The organism is Saccharospirillum salsuginis (assembly GCF_014651855.1).
In the GTDB taxonomy this organism is placed as follows: domain Bacteria; phylum Pseudomonadota; class Gammaproteobacteria; order Pseudomonadales; family Natronospirillaceae; genus Saccharospirillum; species Saccharospirillum salsuginis.
In genome coordinates this window covers 1-17,277 of record NZ_BMXR01000012.1, presented here as the reverse complement: position 1 = coordinate 17,277, position 17,277 = coordinate 1, and the positions used below count along the sequence as shown (strand labels likewise).

Annotated in this window: 18 protein-coding genes; 6 read left to right on the top strand and 12 right to left on the bottom strand. The window is 62.2% G+C overall.

The window, feature by feature from the left end:
* Positions 1-2: 2 nt before the first annotated feature.
* The gene (locus IE111_RS19765) at positions 3-1,289 is read left to right on the top strand and encodes an NAD(P)/FAD-dependent oxidoreductase (protein ID WP_189612046.1); all 1,287 of its coding nucleotides are present in this window, start codon (positions 3-5) and stop codon (positions 1,287-1,289) included.
* 88 nt (positions 1,290-1,377) lie between these two features.
* Here IE111_RS19765 and IE111_RS19760 read toward each other — a convergent pair whose 3' ends face one another.
* The gene (locus IE111_RS19760) at positions 1,378-2,460 is read right to left on the bottom strand and encodes a saccharopine dehydrogenase NADP-binding domain-containing protein (protein ID WP_189612045.1); all 1,083 of its coding nucleotides are present in this window, start codon (positions 2,458-2,460) and stop codon (positions 1,378-1,380) included.
* 176 nt (positions 2,461-2,636) lie between these two features.
* Here IE111_RS19760 and IE111_RS19755 point away from each other — a divergent pair, with 176 nt between their 5' ends.
* From IE111_RS19755 to IE111_RS19745, 3 genes are all read left to right on the top strand, one after another.
* The gene (locus IE111_RS19755) at positions 2,637-3,092 is read left to right on the top strand and encodes a YaiI/YqxD family protein (protein ID WP_189612044.1); all 456 of its coding nucleotides are present in this window, start codon (positions 2,637-2,639) and stop codon (positions 3,090-3,092) included.
* 22 nt (positions 3,093-3,114) lie between these two features.
* A complete protein-coding gene (locus tag IE111_RS19750; protein WP_189612043.1) occupies positions 3,115-3,429 on the top strand; it encodes an antibiotic biosynthesis monooxygenase family protein in 315 nt (104 codons plus the stop codon).
* Between the two features lie 192 nt (positions 3,430-3,621).
* Positions 3,622-4,053, top strand: a complete 432-nt coding sequence (locus tag IE111_RS19745) for a CBS domain-containing protein (protein ID WP_189612042.1) — start codon at positions 3,622-3,624, stop codon at positions 4,051-4,053.
* Positions 4,054-4,071: 18 nt separating this feature from the next.
* On the opposite strand, the gene IE111_RS19740 is transcribed toward IE111_RS19745, so the two are convergent.
* The 6 genes from IE111_RS19740 to IE111_RS19715 all read right to left on the bottom strand — a co-directional run bounded on the left by IE111_RS19740 (position 4,072) and on the right by IE111_RS19715 (position 10,177).
* The gene (locus tag IE111_RS19740; RefSeq protein WP_189612041.1) at positions 4,072-5,361 is read right to left on the bottom strand and encodes an MFS transporter; all 1,290 of its coding nucleotides are present in this window, start codon (positions 5,359-5,361) and stop codon (positions 4,072-4,074) included.
* Between the two features lie 252 nt (positions 5,362-5,613).
* Positions 5,614-7,017: a DUF4397 domain-containing protein gene (locus IE111_RS19735; protein ID WP_189612040.1), complete on the bottom strand. Its 1,404-nt coding sequence runs from the start codon at positions 7,015-7,017 to the stop codon at positions 5,614-5,616.
* Positions 7,018-7,297: 280 nt separating this feature from the next.
* Positions 7,298-8,038 carry an Rv2686c family ABC transporter permease subunit gene (locus IE111_RS19730; RefSeq protein WP_189612039.1) on the bottom strand — a complete coding sequence of 247 codons (741 nt, stop codon included), beginning with the start codon at positions 8,036-8,038 and terminating at the stop codon, positions 7,298-7,300.
* Positions 8,035-8,736: a hypothetical protein gene (locus IE111_RS19725; RefSeq protein ID WP_189612037.1), complete on the bottom strand. Its 702-nt coding sequence runs from the start codon at positions 8,734-8,736 to the stop codon at positions 8,035-8,037. Before IE111_RS19725 ends, IE111_RS19730 begins: the two co-directional genes overlap by 4 nt.
* Positions 8,733-9,590 (bottom strand): ABC transporter ATP-binding protein, encoded by an 858-nt coding sequence (locus tag IE111_RS19720; RefSeq protein WP_189612035.1) that lies wholly within the window; start codon positions 9,588-9,590, stop codon positions 8,733-8,735. The genes IE111_RS19725 and IE111_RS19720 overlap by 4 nt, the downstream gene beginning before the upstream one ends.
* A complete protein-coding gene (locus IE111_RS19715; RefSeq protein WP_189612034.1) occupies positions 9,587-10,177 on the bottom strand; it encodes a TetR/AcrR family transcriptional regulator in 591 nt (196 codons plus the stop codon). Before IE111_RS19715 ends, IE111_RS19720 begins: the two co-directional genes overlap by 4 nt.
* A 226-nt stretch (positions 10,178-10,403) precedes the next feature.
* Between IE111_RS19715 and IE111_RS19710 the strand changes: the two genes are divergently transcribed.
* A complete protein-coding gene (locus tag IE111_RS19710) occupies positions 10,404-11,159 on the top strand; it encodes a MerR family transcriptional regulator (RefSeq protein ID WP_189612032.1) in 756 nt (251 codons plus the stop codon).
* A gap of 67 nt (positions 11,160-11,226) precedes the next feature.
* On the opposite strand, the gene IE111_RS19705 is transcribed toward IE111_RS19710, so the two are convergent.
* From IE111_RS19705 to IE111_RS19695, 3 genes are all read right to left on the bottom strand, one after another.
* Positions 11,227-11,886, bottom strand: a complete 660-nt coding sequence (locus IE111_RS19705) for a YciC family protein (protein ID WP_189612030.1) — start codon at positions 11,884-11,886, stop codon at positions 11,227-11,229.
* Positions 11,887-11,927: 41 nt separating this feature from the next.
* Positions 11,928-12,413 carry a DUF4442 domain-containing protein gene (locus IE111_RS19700; RefSeq protein ID WP_189612029.1) on the bottom strand — a complete coding sequence of 162 codons (486 nt, stop codon included), beginning with the start codon at positions 12,411-12,413 and terminating at the stop codon, positions 11,928-11,930.
* 176 nt (positions 12,414-12,589) lie between these two features.
* Complete coding sequence (locus IE111_RS19695) at positions 12,590-13,663, bottom strand: class I SAM-dependent methyltransferase (RefSeq protein WP_189612027.1); 1,074 nt, start codon at positions 13,661-13,663, stop codon at positions 12,590-12,592.
* Positions 13,664-13,817: 154 nt separating this feature from the next.
* On the opposite strand from IE111_RS19695, the gene IE111_RS19690 reads away from it, so the two are divergent.
* Positions 13,818-14,852 (top strand): GlxA family transcriptional regulator, encoded by a 1,035-nt coding sequence (locus IE111_RS19690; protein WP_189612025.1) that lies wholly within the window; start codon positions 13,818-13,820, stop codon positions 14,850-14,852.
* 7 nt (positions 14,853-14,859) lie between these two features.
* Here IE111_RS19690 and aguA read toward each other — a convergent pair whose 3' ends face one another.
* Positions 14,860-15,957 (bottom strand): agmatine deiminase, encoded by a 1,098-nt coding sequence (aguA, locus tag IE111_RS19685; protein WP_189612023.1) that lies wholly within the window; start codon positions 15,955-15,957, stop codon positions 14,860-14,862.
* 1 nt (position 15,958) lies between these two features.
* A complete protein-coding gene (gene aguB / locus IE111_RS19680) occupies positions 15,959-16,828 on the bottom strand; it encodes an N-carbamoylputrescine amidase (protein WP_189612021.1) in 870 nt (289 codons plus the stop codon).
* Positions 16,829-17,277: the final 449 nt, after the last annotated feature.

Genomic DNA, 17,277 nt, shown 5'->3' with positions numbered 1-17,277 from the left:
TCATGACACAACGCGTGCCGCACACCGGCTCCTATTACGCCGCGACGGCCAACCCGGCTCCCGAGCGGCCGCCGCTGACCGAGGCTATCGAGGCGGATGTCTGCGTCATCGGCGCCGGCTTCACCGGCCTGTCCAGCGCCTTGCACCTGGCCGAGGCCGGTTTCAGCGTGGTCGTGCTCGAGGCCGCCCGCATCGGTTATGGCGCCAGCGGCCGCAACGGCGGCCAACTGGTCAACAGTTACAGTCGCGACATGGACGTGATCGAAAAGAGCCAGGGTATGGACGTTGCCCGCGTGCTCGGCAGCATGGCCTTCGAAGGCGCCGACATCATTCGCGACCGAATCGCCCAGTACGACATCCAGTGCGACTACCGTCCGGGCGGTGTCTTCATGGCCCTGAACAAGCGTCAGATGCACGAACTGCGCGAGCAAAAAGCCCTCTGGGAGCGGTACGGTCACACCGAGCTCGACATGCTCGACCAATCCGATGTCCGCGACGTCGTCAACAGCGAGCGCTATGTCGGCGGCTTGCGCGACCGGCGCGGCGGTCACATCCACCCGCTCAACCTGGCGCTCGGCGAAGCCAACGCCATCGAGCAGCACGGTGGCCGTCTGTTCGAGGACTCACCGGTCACCCGCGTCGAGCGGGGCGAACGCCCCGTGGTCCACACCGGGCACGGCCGCGTGACAGCCCGTTTCGTCATGGTCGCCGGCAACGCCTATCTCGGCGGTCTGATCCCGGAGCTGGCGGCCAAGGCCATGCCCTGCGGTACCCAGATTGTCACCACCGAAGTCCTGGGGGAGGAGCGGGCCCGGTCGCTGATTCCGCAACTGGAATGCGTCGAGGACTGCAACTACAAACTCGACTACTACCGCATCACCGGCGACTTCCGCTTGCTCTACGGCGGCGGTGTCACCTACGGCGGCGGCGACCCGGCGTCGATCGAGCGTTTCCTGCGGCCGCACTTCGAGCATACATTCCCGCAGTTGAAAGACGTCAAAATCGACTTCGCCTGGGGTGGCGACTTCCTGCTCACCATGAACCGCCTGCCGCAATTCGGGCGCATCGGGGACAATATCTACTACGCCCAGGGTTACAGCGGGCACGGGGTCACCACCACCCACCTCGCCGGCAAACTGATCGCCGAGGCCTTGCGCGGACAGGCCGAACGCTTCGACGCCTTCGCCGGTCTCACTCATTTACCGTTTCCGGGCGGCCGCCTGATGCGAGTGCCGTACACCGCCATCGGCGCCTTCTACTATGGCCTGCGCGACAAGTTGGGGATCTAGGAGCCTGTCGAACTTAGGCTGAATCGGCTGCGGCGGCGGGAATCCGGTCTCGCCGTCCCACCACCTCGCTTCGATCCCACTAAGCCCACTAAGTGCCGGGCACGCTGCTGTCCAATTCCAAATCGGGTAGCCATTGACGCAGTTGTGGCAGCAGGTCGTCCAGCGTCAGTACCTGATGCAGATGGTGGACGCCGCCCGGCAGCCCCCGCGTGCGCAGCCAGACCAGGCTGGCGGCCGCCACCGCAGCGGTTAACCGGGTTTCCTGTCGGGCACTCAGCACCAGCCACTGACGTTGCCCAATGGCCGAGCGGCTTTCAGCGACCAGGGTGCAGCAGTCGCTGCCGTAGGCCAGTTGACTGAAACCGCGTTTCACCCAGCGCCGTGCCAGCGGCCACTTCAACAGACGCACCACACCCAGGCGCGTGGTCAGCGCGATCAGGGCGGTCAGGGGCGTACTGCTGAATCGTACCCAGGTACCGACCGTGGGTATCGCCAGGTCGGTGGCCAGAATCTGCTGGTCCGGCAGATTGAACCGGTAGCCCCAGCGACCGCGTTTTCCATTCCCTCGAAAGCGCCGCTTTTCGCCAAAACCACGTACCGTCCGCCAGCGACCCTCTTCGCGCACCTCGAATCGGTCATTCAGGTGATCGAACATCCAATCCAGCGCCGCATCACCATGCGTCTCGCCGGTGCCGAACTCCACCAGCAGATCGAGGCGGTGCGCCCCGTCGGCATGCCCTGCGATCCAGGCCCCCATCTGGTTGGTCAAACCCGGCGTCGTTCCCAGGCTGATCAGCCCACTGGCGCCTGTTTCCCGTGCCAGTTCGTCAAAAGCAGTCAGCCTCTGCAGCCACTCCAGACTGGCGGTGATGTCCAGATAATCGATACCCTTGGTGAGGCAGAGCCGCGCGAAGGCGGTATCGACCTGATCGACGCAGACCACCACCTGGCCGACTTCGCCCAGGTCGGCATCGGCCGGTGGTTGCGCCAGATCCAATGCCCGTGCCCGACAACCATACCCCACCGCCTGGGCCGCCGCCCGAGCCGCGTCGAGACGACGCCCCGCGATGACAAGCCGATCGGGAAAGACCGGTGCCAGCCAGGCGGCGAGGTGGCGACCCACACTGCCGTAGCCACCCACAATGAGAATATCGTCTGCTTGCTTCGCCATGGCGTGTCTCCATCCGAATGTCCGACCAGCTTCGCGCATGCAGCGACTGGAAGGTCAAGCATCCCGGGGTGCTGTTTCAACAACCCCGGAACAACGTAATCGACACAAGACCGGCCGTTTTAAATCGACCCCGAAGAGCATGCTATAGTGGCGCCCCAAGCCAGAGTGGAACCGCCATGACGATCTGGATCGACGCCGACGCCTGTCCGGGCGTGGTCAAAGACATTCTGTTCCGCGCCGCCGAACGCACCGCCACCGAATTGGTGCTGGTGGCCAATCAGCCGGTGCGCACACCGCCCTCGAAACTGATTCGCAGCATCCAGGTTTCGGCCGGCGCCGACGTCGCCGACAACGAAATCGTCCGGCGCATGGACGCGGGGGACCTCGTCATCACCAGCGACATACCGCTCGCCTCCGACGTCATCGACAAAGGCGGCCTCGCCCTCAGCCCGCGCGGCGAACTGTTCACCCGCGACAACATCCGCGCCCGACTCAACATGCGCGACTTCCTCGACACCCTGCGCGGCAGCGGCATCCAGACCGGCGGACCACCCGCCCTCAACCAACAGGACCGCCAGCAATTCGCCAACCAACTCGACCGCTGGCTGGCAAAATACGCACCCCGATCCTAAGCTAACCATCAAGGAGCCACAGATGATCGCCGACACCCCCGAACCCCCATACTACGCCGTCATCTTCACCTCCGTGCGCACCGACCTCGACGCAACCGAATACGGCGACATGGCCGAACGCATGGTCGAACTCGCCCACCGGCAACCCGGCTTCCTCGGCGTCGAATCCGCACGGGAAGCGCTCGGCATCACCGTTTCCTACTGGCGCGACGAAGCGTCCATCAAAGCGTGGAAACAACAGGCGGAACATCTGGAAGCGCAGCGGCTTGGCAGGGAAAGGTGGTATGCGGATTATCGATTGAGAGTGGCCAAGGTGGAGAGAGATTACGGGCTATAATAGTTGTACTTGTGTAACCACTTGAGTAAGCGACTGGTGCCGGGGTGGATACTCCAGGGGAGTGCGCAGCATGGATGCTGCGGTCTAGCCTACATGGACGTATTTACGGCGACCCGGGAGGATCCGCGCCGGCACCAGGCGCGGGCCATTGGCACAAAAGGCTACGCAATCTGACCAACCAGGGGCACCAACATGACCGTTAAGAAAATTATGAGTCACACCGTCGTCACGGTCAAAATGGACGACGACCTGAGCCAGGTCCGCGAACTGTTCGAGGAACAAAAATTCCACCACCTGCTGGTCACCGACAACGGCCGACTCGTCGGCATCATCTCCGACCGCGACATCCTCAAAACCGTCAGCCCCTACGTCGGAACCCCCGCCGAAACAACGCACGACACCGCCACACTCAACAAACGCGCCCATCAAATCATGAGCCGCAACCCCGTCACCGTAGGCCCCGACTCCGAACTGTTCGACGCCGTCGAACTGTTCAACCACAAAGGCGTCTCCTGCCTTCCCGTGGTCGACGACCAATTCCAGCCGATCGGCATCGTCACCTGGCGCGACATACTGAAAACCATCGAAGTCATCAGCCGCAAGAAACAACAGACCCGACACTGAGCGAGACGTTCGCAATCATCATCCGACGCGGTCCTCCTGGCGGCGTTCCTCCGGCGGCTCCAGCTCCTCCTCCGAATCCGGGTGCAATGGCAACACATTGGGCGTGGTGCGCACCATCGCCACGAAATGGCCTTCGTATTCCTCGGGATGTTCCACCACCGTCGACCGTTTCAACAGCCAGGCGACCGCCATCCCGAAAACCGCCAGTGTCGCCAGATAGACCGCCGGCAACGACGAACCGCCGAGCCGTTGCAACATCAAACCGGCGACCCCGGGACCCACGAAAGCACCCAAGCCATAGAGCAACAGCAAGCCGCTCGACCCCGCCACCAGATGATCCTTATGAATCCGGTCCACCAGATGCGCCACCGAGATCGGGTAAATGGCCAATACCAGACCGCAAAACACCATCGACAACACCGTCATCGGCACGACCCGCTGCGGCCACTGCATGGCCACCCAGCCCATCCCGATCGACACCAGCACACCGGCCAGCATCACCCACAACACGACTCGACGCCGATCGTGCCGGTCCGACAATCGTCCGACCGGGTATTGAATAAACGCCCCACCCAATAAAGACAATGTCATCAACATCGCGAACTGGCTTTCCGAATAGCCGATGCTCGATGCGAACAGGGGCATCAACCCGTAGAAGGGCCCCATCACCAGCCCCGAGGCAATAACCCCCATGACCGCCACGGGGGCGACCCGATAGAGGTAACGCAAGTCCATCTTCGGCATGTCGATCGCGATGTTCGGCTGCTGCAATCGGGTCCAGGATACCGGCATCACCGACGCCGTCGCCAACACCGCCGCCAGGGCGAACAGCGTGAACGCATCCACCGTATCGATGTGCAGCAACTGTTGGGACGCCGCGATCGACATCAGATTCACCAGCGTATAAATCGAGAACACGCGCGAGCGATAGTCGTCCGGCGTTTGCCCGTTCAACCAACTTTCGATGACGGTGTACATGACGAAGACACCGAAACCGGTGAACAAGCGGATCACCAGCCAAACCACAGGTGACAGCAGCAGGACATAGGCCAGAATGCTGCACGCCAGCATGGCCGCGCTGAAGGTGAAGCACCGGATGTGCCCCATGCGCCGAATCAGGTTCGAGGCGAATTGAGTCCCGAACAAGGCCCCCAAAAAGTAAGCCGATGTCAGCAAACCCAGAAACTGCTCGGAAAACCCCTCGTTCACACCTCGCAGAATCAACAGGGTGCTGAGCAGACCATTGCCCAGAATGAGAAAACAGATACCGAGAAACAGTGCGGTGATGGACCTCAGGATGGATCCCATTGATGCCTCTACAACCGTGTTGCCTTTGGGGGATTGGTACCTGAAGCGCAAATCGCTCGGCTTTCCAGGTTCAGTCGAGCCTAGTTTAGCCGAACCCTCATTGCCAACCCACAGGTAATCAACCCGAAAGGTCGCGGTTTTAGGAAAGCAGGTCGAAGATTGGAATTAACGGAGTGTGAACGACAAAGAAGGGAAATAGAAATGAATCGGGGGATGCGATCGCATCCCCCTAATTCCTGTTTCAGACGCTATTCAGGGCGTGTCGTCCCGCACCACAACGTCACCACCGTCCTGCGCCCAGACGGTGATAATGTCACCGGCGGCGACGGTCAGTTGCGCCTGAATGGCGATGGTCTTGGAGTCGGCCGGAGTAACCGTGGCGTAGTAGGTGCCCGCCGCCAGTTGAACAAAGCCGGTGTCGGCTTTGTAGCTGACATCCACGAACGCCGGATCTTCATTGGTGATGTCGGTCCCGGCGGTCACATACACATCCACATCGGCGGTATCCGCCGCGCCGTGAATGATGCGCACCTTGGCACCGGTGGCAATGTCACGTCGGTCGTCGATGTAGGGCACCAGTTCGAGTTCGGCGCTGTCCGCACCCGAGGCGGTGCCCATGGCGAACACGCTGTAGCTCATGCCGCTGGCGACGGAAACGCCTTCGGCGCTGATGGCGGCGGAACTGTTGTCGGTGCTGACGGCCAGATCAAAGTCACCGGCGGCCACTTCGGCATAGTTGGATACGGCTTCATAGGTGACGTCCGCGAAGGTCGCATTGCCATTGCTGAAATCCGTGACATCCAGATTGGCTGTGGTGTCGCCCGCCGCGAATATATCGACTTCCCCGACATCGGACACATTGTGAACGGCACGTACGGCGGCACCGTCATCCTGATCGTACAACAAGGTAGTGTCGGTGCCATCCAGCACGGCCAGGGTGACCGGTGAGTCGCCTATGCCGGATTCGTTCGGAATCGCGCCGATGAACAAATCGCTGCCGGCGGCCAGGCTCACCTCGCCGGAGTCGTACAGCACGGTGGAGGCATCGTTTTGCGCTGTGATGCGAATCCGATAGGTGTCGGCGTCCACCAGGACAGGACCCAGAGTGTCGGTGTCACTGAAGGAGACGGTTCCCAGTACGGTGTTTGCACTGAGCGCATCGGTGGGTGCGGTGACATGAACATCGACCGCCGGTGCCCCTGAGGTCAGGTGGGCAACCTGCACCCGCACCTTGCTGCTGTCGGTCGTGGTGCCGTCATCGGCGAAGACCTTGGCGCTGATACTGGCCAGTTCGTTGACCGCGACCACGGTGTAGTTCATGTCGTCCATCAGATCGAGATCGGCGCTGATGACGGCGTCGGCGGTGTCGGACAGATCCGGCAGAATGCCGAAGACGTCAACATCGTAGGTCTGGGCATCGACTTCCGCCCAGGCCGAGGCCTCGCCGAAATCGAGTGTGTCGATGGCCGGGGTCAGGGCGTTATCCAGATATACATTGACGGCCGGCGCATCACCGGAGGCGTGGAGCACACGCAGGTTGGCCGAGGCGTTGTCTGAGGAATCGTCTGTGTCATTGTCGTTGTTGTCGGACATCTCGCAGCCGGAGAGCAACAGTGTGCCCGCCGCCAGCGACCCGACCAGTAATTTGGTGTGCATAGCAACCTTCCTTACAGTTGAAGTGGTGGTTGAGGGTGCTGGCCAGCGTCGGGTTATACGAAGGGGAGGAAGGTCTTGTTAAATGAAATAATTGAAGGTGAGCGTCAATAAGATTCAATACGGGAAAGTGATCCATTGGGCAGGCTCATGGCTGCGACGTACGTCACAGTGTGCAAATTTAGATCAGATTTTCGGGATGGGACAGGCATGGCATCGCCCGAGGTTGTACCAACCTTATCCATAAGGTTATCCACAGCTTCTGTGTGTAAGTCGGAAATGTTCAATCCGATCGGCGACTTAGACGAACCCAAAATAGGGTGGTAACGGCCAGTAAACAGGCCGCGCCGACCAGCAGCCAAAGCCAACCGATGCGGTGGCCTTCGGCCAGGCGCACATAGCCCAGCAGTGTCCACCAGGTGGGCAGGGGCGCGGCCAGCCAGTAGCCCGGGGCGGGCATCAGGGCGAGCAACAGCAGAGGAATCGAGACCAACCCGCCGGTGGCTTTCATGATGGCGAACCCTTCCACCTGGCTGCGGGCAAACGCCAGCACAAGGAGTGTGGCGAACGGCAACAGGGGCAGTGCGAGGACGCCGATCGCCAGCGCCTGAGGCCAGCCGAGGGGCACCAGGCCCAGCCATTGATGCACCAGTGGGGTCAGCAGTCCGGCGGCGACGGCATAGCCGGACAGCCGTACCAGCAGCGCTCGGGTCAGCCCGGCCGGCGTGAGTCGAATGGCGGCCAGAATACCGGCTTCGCGCTCGGCCAGGCATTGGAAACCCAGCACCAGCCCCATCATCAGCGGGGTTAGCAAGGACAGCAGGGCGCTGACGAACGGCGCCAACGCCGACCAGGGCCAGTCCGGCCAGCGATCCATCAACACCGGCCAAAGTTGGTGTAACACCAGAGCGACCACCGGCATCAGGCCGAGCAGCAGGAGCAGGAACGCATCATCACGCAGGCGTTGAACCTCGGCGCGGAGCAGGCTGCGCCAGAGATGCAGAGGGCGAGTCGTCCTGTTCATGACCGTTCTCCGAGCCGGTGGCCGAGATGACGCGGGGCCAGCCGTTCGACCAGCCCGGCCGAGACCAGAATCCAGCCGAGCTGCAGGCCGGTGATCCATGCAAGGGACACGGGCGAGGACAGCGCACCTTCGGTCAGCCAGTACAAGCCGCCGGACAGCGGCCAGAGCCAGGGCAGGGGGCCGTCGAGCCAGCCGGCGTAGCCGAGAAACGGCAGCGCCCAGAGCGGAGCGCTGAGGGCGGTGGCGAGAATGAAACCGTTGAGGTCACTCAGCCAGCGGCCGAACAGTTGACCGGCGAGCGCGGCCTGTATCGCCAGCAGGACCAGGCCCGGCAGACGCGGCCAGACCGTGGCGAAGGGCAGCACCAGAAACGCCAGCAACAGCAAACAGGCGGTCAACAGGCCGCTCAACAACAGGGTCCGGCTCAGGCTGAACCAAAGGGCCGGTGTCGGCGTCAGTCGCCAGGCGGTCGGCGTGCCCTGAACCTGATCGAGCAGCCCGAGGCCGAACCCGAACAACAGGCCCATGGCGATGACGTCCATGCCCGCCACCAGACCGAGCCAGAACAACCGGTCCGCAGGCGGTGTCAGATGCAGCAAAGCCACCCAGACCAGGGTCAGTACGAGGGCGGCGGCGACCAGACCCTGACGCCAGAACAGGCGGGCTTCGGCATTCAACAAGGCTAGCCAGGCGGTCATATCAACGCCGCTCCGGTCACGCGGATGAAGACGTCGTCCAGGCTGGCTTCCTGGCTGTGCATCTGCTCGATCCGATCGGTACGCAGCAACGCCTGGAAGTCGGCGTTGTTGGCCAGCTCCTGCAGCGGGAACCGGCTGGTCATGACACGACCGGCCCGAACGTGGCGGACGGTCAGGCTGTCCTCACCAAAGCGCTGCTTGAGTACGCTGGGGGCATCGATCTGTTTCAGTTCACCGTCGACAATAAAAGCCACCCGATCGCACAACTGATCGGCGTCCTGCATGGTGTGGGTGGTGAGAAACACCGTGGTGCCGGCGGCTTGCCGGTCCTGTATCACGGACTTGATGCGCCCCGCGGTCACCGGATCGAGCCCGGAGGTGGGTTCGTCCAGGAACAGGAGGTCCGGTTCCGGCAACAGAGCCCGGGCCAGGTTGAGGCGAATCTTCATCCCCTTGGAAAACCGCGCGGTCCGGGTGTCGGCGTCGGCGAGCAGGCCGACCTGATCCAGCACCGCGTCGATGCGCCGCCGATTCTCGATGCCCTGCAGCGCGGCGAACACCGCGAGGTTTTCGCGGGCGGTCAGCTTGGCGTAATGGTTGGGCAGTTCGAAGCAGACGCCGATGCGGCGGTAAAGGGCGGCGTTCCACTCCTGGATCGGACGGCCAAACAGGCGAATGGCGCCGCGATGGCCTTTTTCCAAGCCGATCAGCAGGCGTTGGGTGGTGCTTTTACCCGAGCCCGAGGGGCCCAGAAAACCGAATATTTCGCCGGGTTCGACGCTGAAACTCAGTCCCTTGAGGGTATCTTCGTCGCGCCCGGAGTACCGGTTGCGCAGTTGTTCAACGTCGATCATGAGTGATGCTCCCGCATGGGGTGGCGGTGTACGCCGTAGAGAAACAGGCTCACCAGGGTGTCGATGCGCTGAGGCTGGGGTACTGTTTCGGCGAAAGCCGGGTCGGTGAAGAGTTGTTCAAAATGGTCCAGCAGGAGTCGCACCAGGCTGTCGTCAATGGCGGGGTCGATGACACCTTCGGCACGGCCGAGGTCGATCATCCAGGCGGTCTGTTGTTTGTTCAATTCGATCTGCCGTTGCAGTTCCCGGCGCAGTCCGGCGGGACAGTCCGACGAAAACAGATCGCGCGTGAAGGGTTCACCCAGTTGCGCCAGGTCGGTCTGTTTCTGCGCCACCAGTTGTTTGACCTTGGCGGCGAAGGGCTGGCGGCCGCCCAGGATGGCGGCGGTCCGCTCGCGTGAGCGGGACATCCGATCGGTCAGCCAGGCCGCGGCCAGAGCGGACTTGTCCGGGAACTGTTTATAGAGTGTGACCTTCGAGCACGGCACCTCGGCGGCGATGCCTTCCATACGCGTTTGATGCAGGCCATAACGCTGAAAGCAACGCCCGGCGGCTTCCAGCAACTGCATGGGTCGATGACGTGGCATACTCGCTCCTCCAATCGCACTCAGTATAACTGAACGAATTCGTCTTTTATAAAGAAAAATCGTTCACTTTTTGCGTTGAAGTTCAGTGCTGAAAGGGCCGTCATAGAGCCTTCGCGAGCCGATTCATGGAGGACGGGCTGGAAAAACGTTCAGTTTGCCCGTTGACCTTGACGTTGCGTCAACCCGGAGCCTGGGTTTCAAGGGCAATGAGAGAGGAGTGGCTGCCATGTACAGCATCGGGAAATTGGCCGTTATGGCCGGTGTCACCCGCCGCACGCTGCATTTTTACGACCGCATCGGGTTGTTGCCGGCCGGGCGCGATCCGAACAACGGTTACCGCCGCTATTCCGGGGCGGACGCCTTGCGGCTGCAACAGATCATGCTGTACCGGGAACTGGATGTCCCGGTCGCGGAGATAAAGGACCTGCTGGATGCGCCCAATCACTCCACGCTCCAGGCCCTGGAACGCCACCGCGAGCGCCTGCTTGCCGATCACGATCGGCTGGGCCGGTTGCTGCGCACGGTGGAGACAACCCTGGAATCGATACAGCGAGGAACCCCTATGACATCACCCAGCCTTTTCGACGGCTTCAGCCCGGAAAAACAGGAAGCCTATGCACAGGAGGCCGCTGAACGTTGGGACGCAGACCTGGTCAAGGCCAGCAACCAGCGCTGGAATAACCTGTCGGAACAAGAGCGCCAGGCGATTCTTGACGAAGGCAATGCCATTTATCGAGACATGGCCGACCTGATCGAGTGTGCGGTGACCGACGCGGCCGTGCAGGCTGTCGTGCAGCGTTGGCATCAGCACCTGCAGCATTTCTATCAGCCTTCACGGGATATGTTGCGCGGCCTGGCGGATCTCTGCGTCAACGATGGTCGCTTCACCGACAACATCGACCGCTTCGGGGCGGGGTTGGCCGAGTTTATGAATGAGGCCATCCATTGCTACTGCGATCGTCTGGAGGCGGCCGATGATTGAAGTGGCCGTATAGGCCGGTAGCCGGCGCTCATCCGGGGAGCGCCGGTCCATCTGGGGGGCAGGGTGGTCAGGTCGACTGCTGGCTGTCCGTATACACCCGGAAACCGAAGACCAGGGCCAGGGCGCCTACCGGCTTGAACAACAGATTCAACAGCACCGTCCCCAAACCGTATCCGGTGTTGCCGGCTTCCACATCGCCGCCAATGAACAGGACCTGGCTGACCAGGATCAGCGCCCCGTAGATCAGCGCGTAGCCGCCGAAGATTGTCCATCCGTAACCCACGCTCCGGGTCCAGGCCGTGCGCATCGAGTCCAGCACCGGCTGACGATCCAGAATCAGGAAGAAACTGGCCAGCACCAGCCGGACGCCGAAATAGAGGCCGGGTACGATCAGAATCAACCCCAGCCCGACGACGATGCCGGTCAGAAACTGGACCGTCGCCAGCATCGGCACCCAGGCCAGAGCCTGCAGAACGGCCTGGCGCGGTGGCAGGTACTCCTTCTTGATGGCCCGGTCCAGATACAGGATCACCGCCGCCGAACTCCAGACACCGCCGACCCATTGCAACAGCCAGATCGGCCAGGGAAATTCCATGCCCGCCATCGCCGGCATCAACACCAGCGTCGCGCCCTCGAACAGGACCCCGAGCCCAACGGTGATGAGCACCAGCGGCAGCCAGTGGTTGCCGAAAAAGCGCACGGTATCGCGTAAAAAGGTATATAGCATGGGACCCGTCAATTCTAATATGAAGGCCGCATTGTAACCGCTTAATCGGCTGTGCGCAGTGCCTCTTGTGGAGTCTCGGTCTTTGTCACCAGACGGCGAATATGAAGCGTACGGGTTACGTGGGCGACGACGTCGGACCGGTCGTCCACGATATCGACCGCGAGCGTCGGTCGATAAGGTTCCCCGGTGTCGGTCGCGCGCCGAATGGCATCGATCAGGTCGTCATCGATCCGGAACCGGGCATGGACCCGGCCTCGACCCGGCTTGCGGTATTCGATGGTCCCGGACTGATCCCAGACCCGATAGTCCCGACCGAGCAGGTTCATCAGCATCAACATGTAGAACGGGTCGGTCATCGACGACAGGCTGCCGCCGAAGTGTGTGCCTACGGCGTTGCGGTTATACCAGCGCAACGGCATCTCGACGTCCAGCGCGCGCCAGTCCCGGGCCAGGTGAGTAATCCGGATCCCCGTGCCCCAATAGGGGGGATAGGTGTTCAGCAACCATTTTGTCCAGGTTGGGTTCATTGAGGGTTCTCTCTTTCATGATGAATGGGCGCCGTGGACTACGGCGCCCCGGGTTTCAGTGTCCGGCCATCAGCCGGCCCAGCCATTCCAGAACGAGTCCGAGACTGGAACCGAGCACCCAGGCCAGGGCCAGGTAACCCATGATGTGAAACTTGTTCAACACGGCCTGAATCCTCCTACCGGCGTGCCACGAAGTAAACATTGAAAGGGTCGTGGTCGAGCCGCTGCACCTGAATGTCGTCGAAGCCGGCCTGGTGCAAATAGTGGCGCGCGGTTTCCTCGCCCCACATCGTGCCCAGGCCCGGCCCGCCCTGTCCGATTGAGATCGGTGTGCAGTGTGCACAGGAGATGCTGTACAACAACGGCCCGAGCGGATGGACGAGGTTGTTCTCCAGGTAACTGGAACCAGCGATGTCTTGCATCAGGTAGACCCCGCCGGGCTTCAGTGCCCGGGCGATGCCCGCCAGCAGGGCGTCCGGCGCGGCCTGGTCGTGTATGGCATCGAACGAGGCGATCCAGTCGTACCGGCCGGGTTCGTCGAAGGCGCGCAGGTCGCGCTGTTCGAAGTGGAGGTTATCCAGCCCGAGTTCTTCGGCGCGTGCGCGGGTCGGCTCGAACGCCTCCAGGCAGAGATCGTAGCCGACAAAACGGCTGCGCGGAAAAGCCTGGGCCAGGGCCAGTAATGCTTTACCGGCGCCGCAGCCGGCGTCGAGCACGTCGATGCCCTCGTTCAACCGGTCGGTCAGACCGGGGATCAACGGCAGGATATGATCGAACAGGGCGGTCACGACGGTCTGGTAGCTGTCGTCGGCCATGACCTGGTGGAAACAGGGGTAATCCGGGTAGGCGAGGCCCGTTCCGGTTCGGAAGCACTGCAACAGACGTTCTTCCATGCCGGCGATCAGCGGGATGTACTGGGCGACGACGGCCAGGTTGTCCGGTGAAGCCGACCGGGTCAGGCAGGCCGCGTGACCCGGATCGAGACGATAGGTGGCGGACGAGGCGTCGTAGTCGAGCACGTCGCCGGTCACCATGACCGCCAGCCACTCGCTGACATAGCGTTCGTTCAGGTCGCACGCCTCGGCCAGCGACTGGCTGGTGCACGGGCTGGTGATCGCCAACCGGTCGAACAGGCCGAGCCGGTGGCCCAGGGAGATCATGGTGACCACGGCGGCCCCGTTGATCTGTTCACCCAGACGGTCGGCGAACGCGGCCGGATCCCGTTGGGCGGTGTGGGTGTCGAAAGGCATAACAGTCTCCTTGAGTTGGGAGTCGTTATGGTAGAGCCGACGCCGACTGAGCCCGCCAGCCAAAACGGTCAGCCTCTGGTCGATTCGGCCAAATCGATGTCGGTATGAAAAACGGGGTACACTGGGCGTCCTGTTTACCGCGCGGGAAGACGTCATGACAGATCGTACGCGGCCAATCGAAGTCGCCTTGTTGGCCACACCGGAATCCACAGGGTCCACACTCTACGGCATGGTCGATGTGTTGTCTTCCGTGGGCCGTGACTGGCCCTTGTTGACGACCGGACAGGCCGGCGAAAGCATCATCCGCCCACTCATCCTGTCGCGTGATCTGGAACCGCTGCCCATCGCCAACGGTGGGCTGGTGCAGCCGCAACAACGCTTGGCCGAGGACTACCAGCCGGATGTCGTCTGCGTGCTGGAACTCTTTTTCGACCCGTTCCGCGGCCCCCAGACCGACTACAGCCCCGAGGTCGAATGGCTCAAGGGGTATTGGCAGCGCGGCGGCATCATCGCCGCCGCCTGCACCGGCGCCTATCTGCTCGGGCAGGGCGGCCTGCTCGACGACCAGGACGCGACCACACACTGGGCCTACTGCGACCTGATGGCCCGCTCCTTCCCCAGTGCCCGGGTCCATCCCAACCGGGTTCTGGTCACCGCCGGGCTCGGACAGCGACTGATCATGGCCGGCGGCGGCACCTCCTGGATGGACATGGCGCTCTATCTGATCGCGCGTTTTTTCGGCGTCGAGGAAGCCACCCGGGTGGCCAAGGTGAACCTGATCGACTGGCATGAAAACGGCCAACAGCCCTACGCCATGCTCAGCCAGACCCGCCAGGTCGAGGACGCCCGCATCGCCGAGACCCAGACCTGGGTGGCGCAGCATTACAATCAGCGCTCGCCGGTGGCGACCATGGTCACCATGAGTGGGTTGAGCGAGCGCTCCTTCAAGCGGCGGTTCAAGCTGGCGACCGGACTGTCGCCGATGGAATATGTCCTGACGCTGCGACTGGAAGAAGCCAAGCACATCCTGGAGACGTCCGATGTCGCCATCGATGTCGTCGCCGAAGAAGTCGGCTATCAGGATGCGGCGTTTTTCAGCCGCAAGTTCCAGCAGAAAGTGGGGATTACGCCAGCGCAATACCGGCGCAAGTTCGGTGGACTGAGACGCCTGGCTGGCGCCTCGACCTGAACGGGAATCAGGGGCGCGGCTGCTGCTGGGTGATGCAGTGAATGTTGCCGCCGCCAAGCAGGATTTCCCGGCTGGGGACCTGCACCACCTGCCGGTCCGGACAGAGGTCGGCGAGGATGTTGGCCGCCTCCTCGTCTCTCGGGTCGCCGAAGGCCGGCATGATCAGGCCGCCGTTGACCATCAGGAAGTTGACATAGCTGGCGGCCATCCGCTCGCCGGCGCGTCGCGGCCAGGCCTTGGCCGCCCAGTCGATGCCGTCGGCCTCTTCCTCGGTCTGCACCAGCGGCTGCGGCAACGGCAACTTGGTGATGGTCAATGACCGGCCGTGCGCGTCGCGGTGGGATTCCAGATAATGCAGGGCGGTGCGGCTGCGCTGGTATTGCGGGTCCGACTCGTCATCGGTCCAGGCGAGGACCACCTGGCCCGGCGCGACCCAGCACGCCATGTTGTCGATGTGGCCGTTGGTCTCGTCGTTGTAGATGCCGTCCGGTAGCCACAGGATCGTGTCCACACCGAGATGGTCGCGCAGCTTCTGTTCGACTTCCGGCCGCGTCAAATGCGGGTTCCGGTTCGGGTTCAGCAGGCATTCCTCGGTCGTCATCAGGGTGCCTTCGCCGTCCACGTGAATGGCGCCGCCTTCCAATACGAAGTTCTCGGTGCGGTAGCGCTCGATGCCTTCCATGTTACAGATCTTCTGCGCCACCTGATCGTCCCGGTTCCACGGTTGATAGAGCCCGCCGGTCAAACCGCCCCAGGCGTTGAACTCCCAATCGTTGGCGCGCAAGGCACCCTCGCCGTTGGTGACAAAGGTCGGACCGGTGTCGCGTACCCAGGCGTCGTTGCTGGACAGCTCCACCACCCGGATGCCTGCGCTCAGACGGGCGCAGGCATTTTCATACTGGTCGGCCGACACACCCATCGACACCGGTTCGAAGCGAGCGATGGCTTCGGCGACGGCGGCGTAGGCGCGTTGGGCCGGCTTGGCGCCGTAGCGCCAGTTGTCCGGCCGCTCCGGCCACAGCATCCAGGTCTGGCTGTGCGGCGCCCACTCGGCGGGCATGGCGAAGCCGTCTTCACGCGGCGTCGAAGGCAGGGGTGCGGGCATGTCAGCGGCCTCCATCCTTGGTCAGGATGGGGCCGTACAGATCCGGCCGGCGGTCGCGGAAAATGCCCCAGGCATGTCGCGTCGCGGCCACTTCGTCCAGATCGAAGGTATGCACCAGCACGCCTTCCTCGTCGCGACCCAATTCAGCGACTTTCTGACCCAGTTCATTGGCGATGAAGGACGAGCCGTAAAAGGTTATGTCCTGATCGCCCTCGAACTCCTTGCCGATCCGGTTGCAGGCGATGTACGGCGTCAGGTTCGCCGCCGCGTGGCCCTGCTGGGTCAATTGCCAATGATCGCGCGAGTCGATGGTGCTGTCCTGCGGTTCGGTCCCGATCGCGGTCGGGTAGAACAACAGTTCCGCGCCCATCAGCGCCATGCTGCGCGCGGTTTCCGGGAACCACTGGTCCCAGCAGATGCCGACGCCGATGCGCGCGTAGGCGGTATCCCAGACTTTAAAGCCGGTGTCGCCAGGCGTGAAATAGAATTTCTCGGAATACCCGGGGCCATCGGGAATGTGCGTCTTGCGGTAAATCCCGAGGTTGGAGCCGTCGGCGTCGATGATGGCGACGCTGTTGTAGTAGGCGTTGTTGGCCCGCTCGAAGAAGCTGATCGGGAGCACAACCTTGAGTTCGGCGGCGACGTTCTGAAAATGCCGAATGGCCGGGTTTTCATCCACGGGCGTCGCGAATCGCAGGTATTCCTCTTTCTGCTTCTGGCAGAAATAGCAGCGCTCGAACAGTTCCTGAATCAGAATGATTTGGGCGCCCTGTTCGGCGGCCTGACGCACCAGGCGCTCGGCTTTGGCGATGTTCTCATCCACGTCCCAGCCACAGCTCATTTGTGTGGCGGCTACGGTTACCTGTCTCATGGTTGGGTCCTCTTGTCGGGCCCGATCTATTCGGGCGGCGCATTCTCCCAAAACGGTTCCCAAATGCTAGTCAATTTTCGTGGTTTCTTGGTGGTTTGTTTGGGTGCCAGTGGTTCTTTTAGTGGCATGTTTCAATGGTGCCTGGGTTTGCTTCTGTGCCCATCGTTCGCGCCGGCTACCTGGGGTTCCCATCCGGGGTCGTCGTGAATACGTCCTTGTAGACTTGACCGCAGCATCCCTGCTGCGGACATCCCCGGCTGGGAACCCCAGGCATCCGTCGCTTGCAGCGTTGCCAATACCTCCATCAGACAATCCCAATACACAGCTACTTAGAAGATCGATAGCTCCGTAGATACTCCGTTTAGCGTCAAGCCTTAAAATGCTCATCGCTGAACAAAAGCGCACTATCAAACGGCGTTTCATTCTTCATGCAAGCCCAGATACCAGTC

Coding starts and splice junctions, on each gene's coding strand:
- IE111_RS19765 (WP_189612046.1), top strand. CDS start 3: ATGACACAACGCGTGCCGCACACCGGCTCCTATTACGCCGCGACGGCC.
- IE111_RS19760 (WP_189612045.1), bottom strand. CDS start 2,460: ATGGCGAAGCAAGCAGACGATATTCTCATTGTGGGTGGCTACGGCAGT.
- IE111_RS19755 (WP_189612044.1), top strand. CDS start 2,637: ATGACGATCTGGATCGACGCCGACGCCTGTCCGGGCGTGGTCAAAGAC.
- IE111_RS19750 (WP_189612043.1), top strand. CDS start 3,115: ATGATCGCCGACACCCCCGAACCCCCATACTACGCCGTCATCTTCACC.
- IE111_RS19745 (WP_189612042.1), top strand. CDS start 3,622: ATGACCGTTAAGAAAATTATGAGTCACACCGTCGTCACGGTCAAAATG.
- IE111_RS19740 (WP_189612041.1), bottom strand. CDS start 5,361: ATGGGATCCATCCTGAGGTCCATCACCGCACTGTTTCTCGGTATCTGT.
- IE111_RS19735 (WP_189612040.1), bottom strand. CDS start 7,017: ATGCACACCAAATTACTGGTCGGGTCGCTGGCGGCGGGCACACTGTTG.
- IE111_RS19730 (WP_189612039.1), bottom strand. CDS start 8,038: ATGAACAGGACGACTCGCCCTCTGCATCTCTGGCGCAGCCTGCTCCGC.
- IE111_RS19725 (WP_189612037.1), bottom strand. CDS start 8,736: ATGACCGCCTGGCTAGCCTTGTTGAATGCCGAAGCCCGCCTGTTCTGG.
- IE111_RS19720 (WP_189612035.1), bottom strand. CDS start 9,590: ATGATCGACGTTGAACAACTGCGCAACCGGTACTCCGGGCGCGACGAA.
- IE111_RS19715 (WP_189612034.1), bottom strand. CDS start 10,177: ATGCCACGTCATCGACCCATGCAGTTGCTGGAAGCCGCCGGGCGTTGC.
- IE111_RS19710 (WP_189612032.1), top strand. CDS start 10,404: ATGTACAGCATCGGGAAATTGGCCGTTATGGCCGGTGTCACCCGCCGC.
- IE111_RS19705 (WP_189612030.1), bottom strand. CDS start 11,886: ATGCTATATACCTTTTTACGCGATACCGTGCGCTTTTTCGGCAACCAC.
- IE111_RS19700 (WP_189612029.1), bottom strand. CDS start 12,413: ATGAACCCAACCTGGACAAAATGGTTGCTGAACACCTATCCCCCCTAT.
- IE111_RS19695 (WP_189612027.1), bottom strand. CDS start 13,663: ATGCCTTTCGACACCCACACCGCCCAACGGGATCCGGCCGCGTTCGCC.
- IE111_RS19690 (WP_189612025.1), top strand. CDS start 13,818: ATGACAGATCGTACGCGGCCAATCGAAGTCGCCTTGTTGGCCACACCG.
- aguA (WP_189612023.1), bottom strand. CDS start 15,957: ATGCCCGCACCCCTGCCTTCGACGCCGCGTGAAGACGGCTTCGCCATG.
- aguB (WP_189612021.1), bottom strand. CDS start 16,828: ATGAGACAGGTAACCGTAGCCGCCACACAAATGAGCTGTGGCTGGGAC.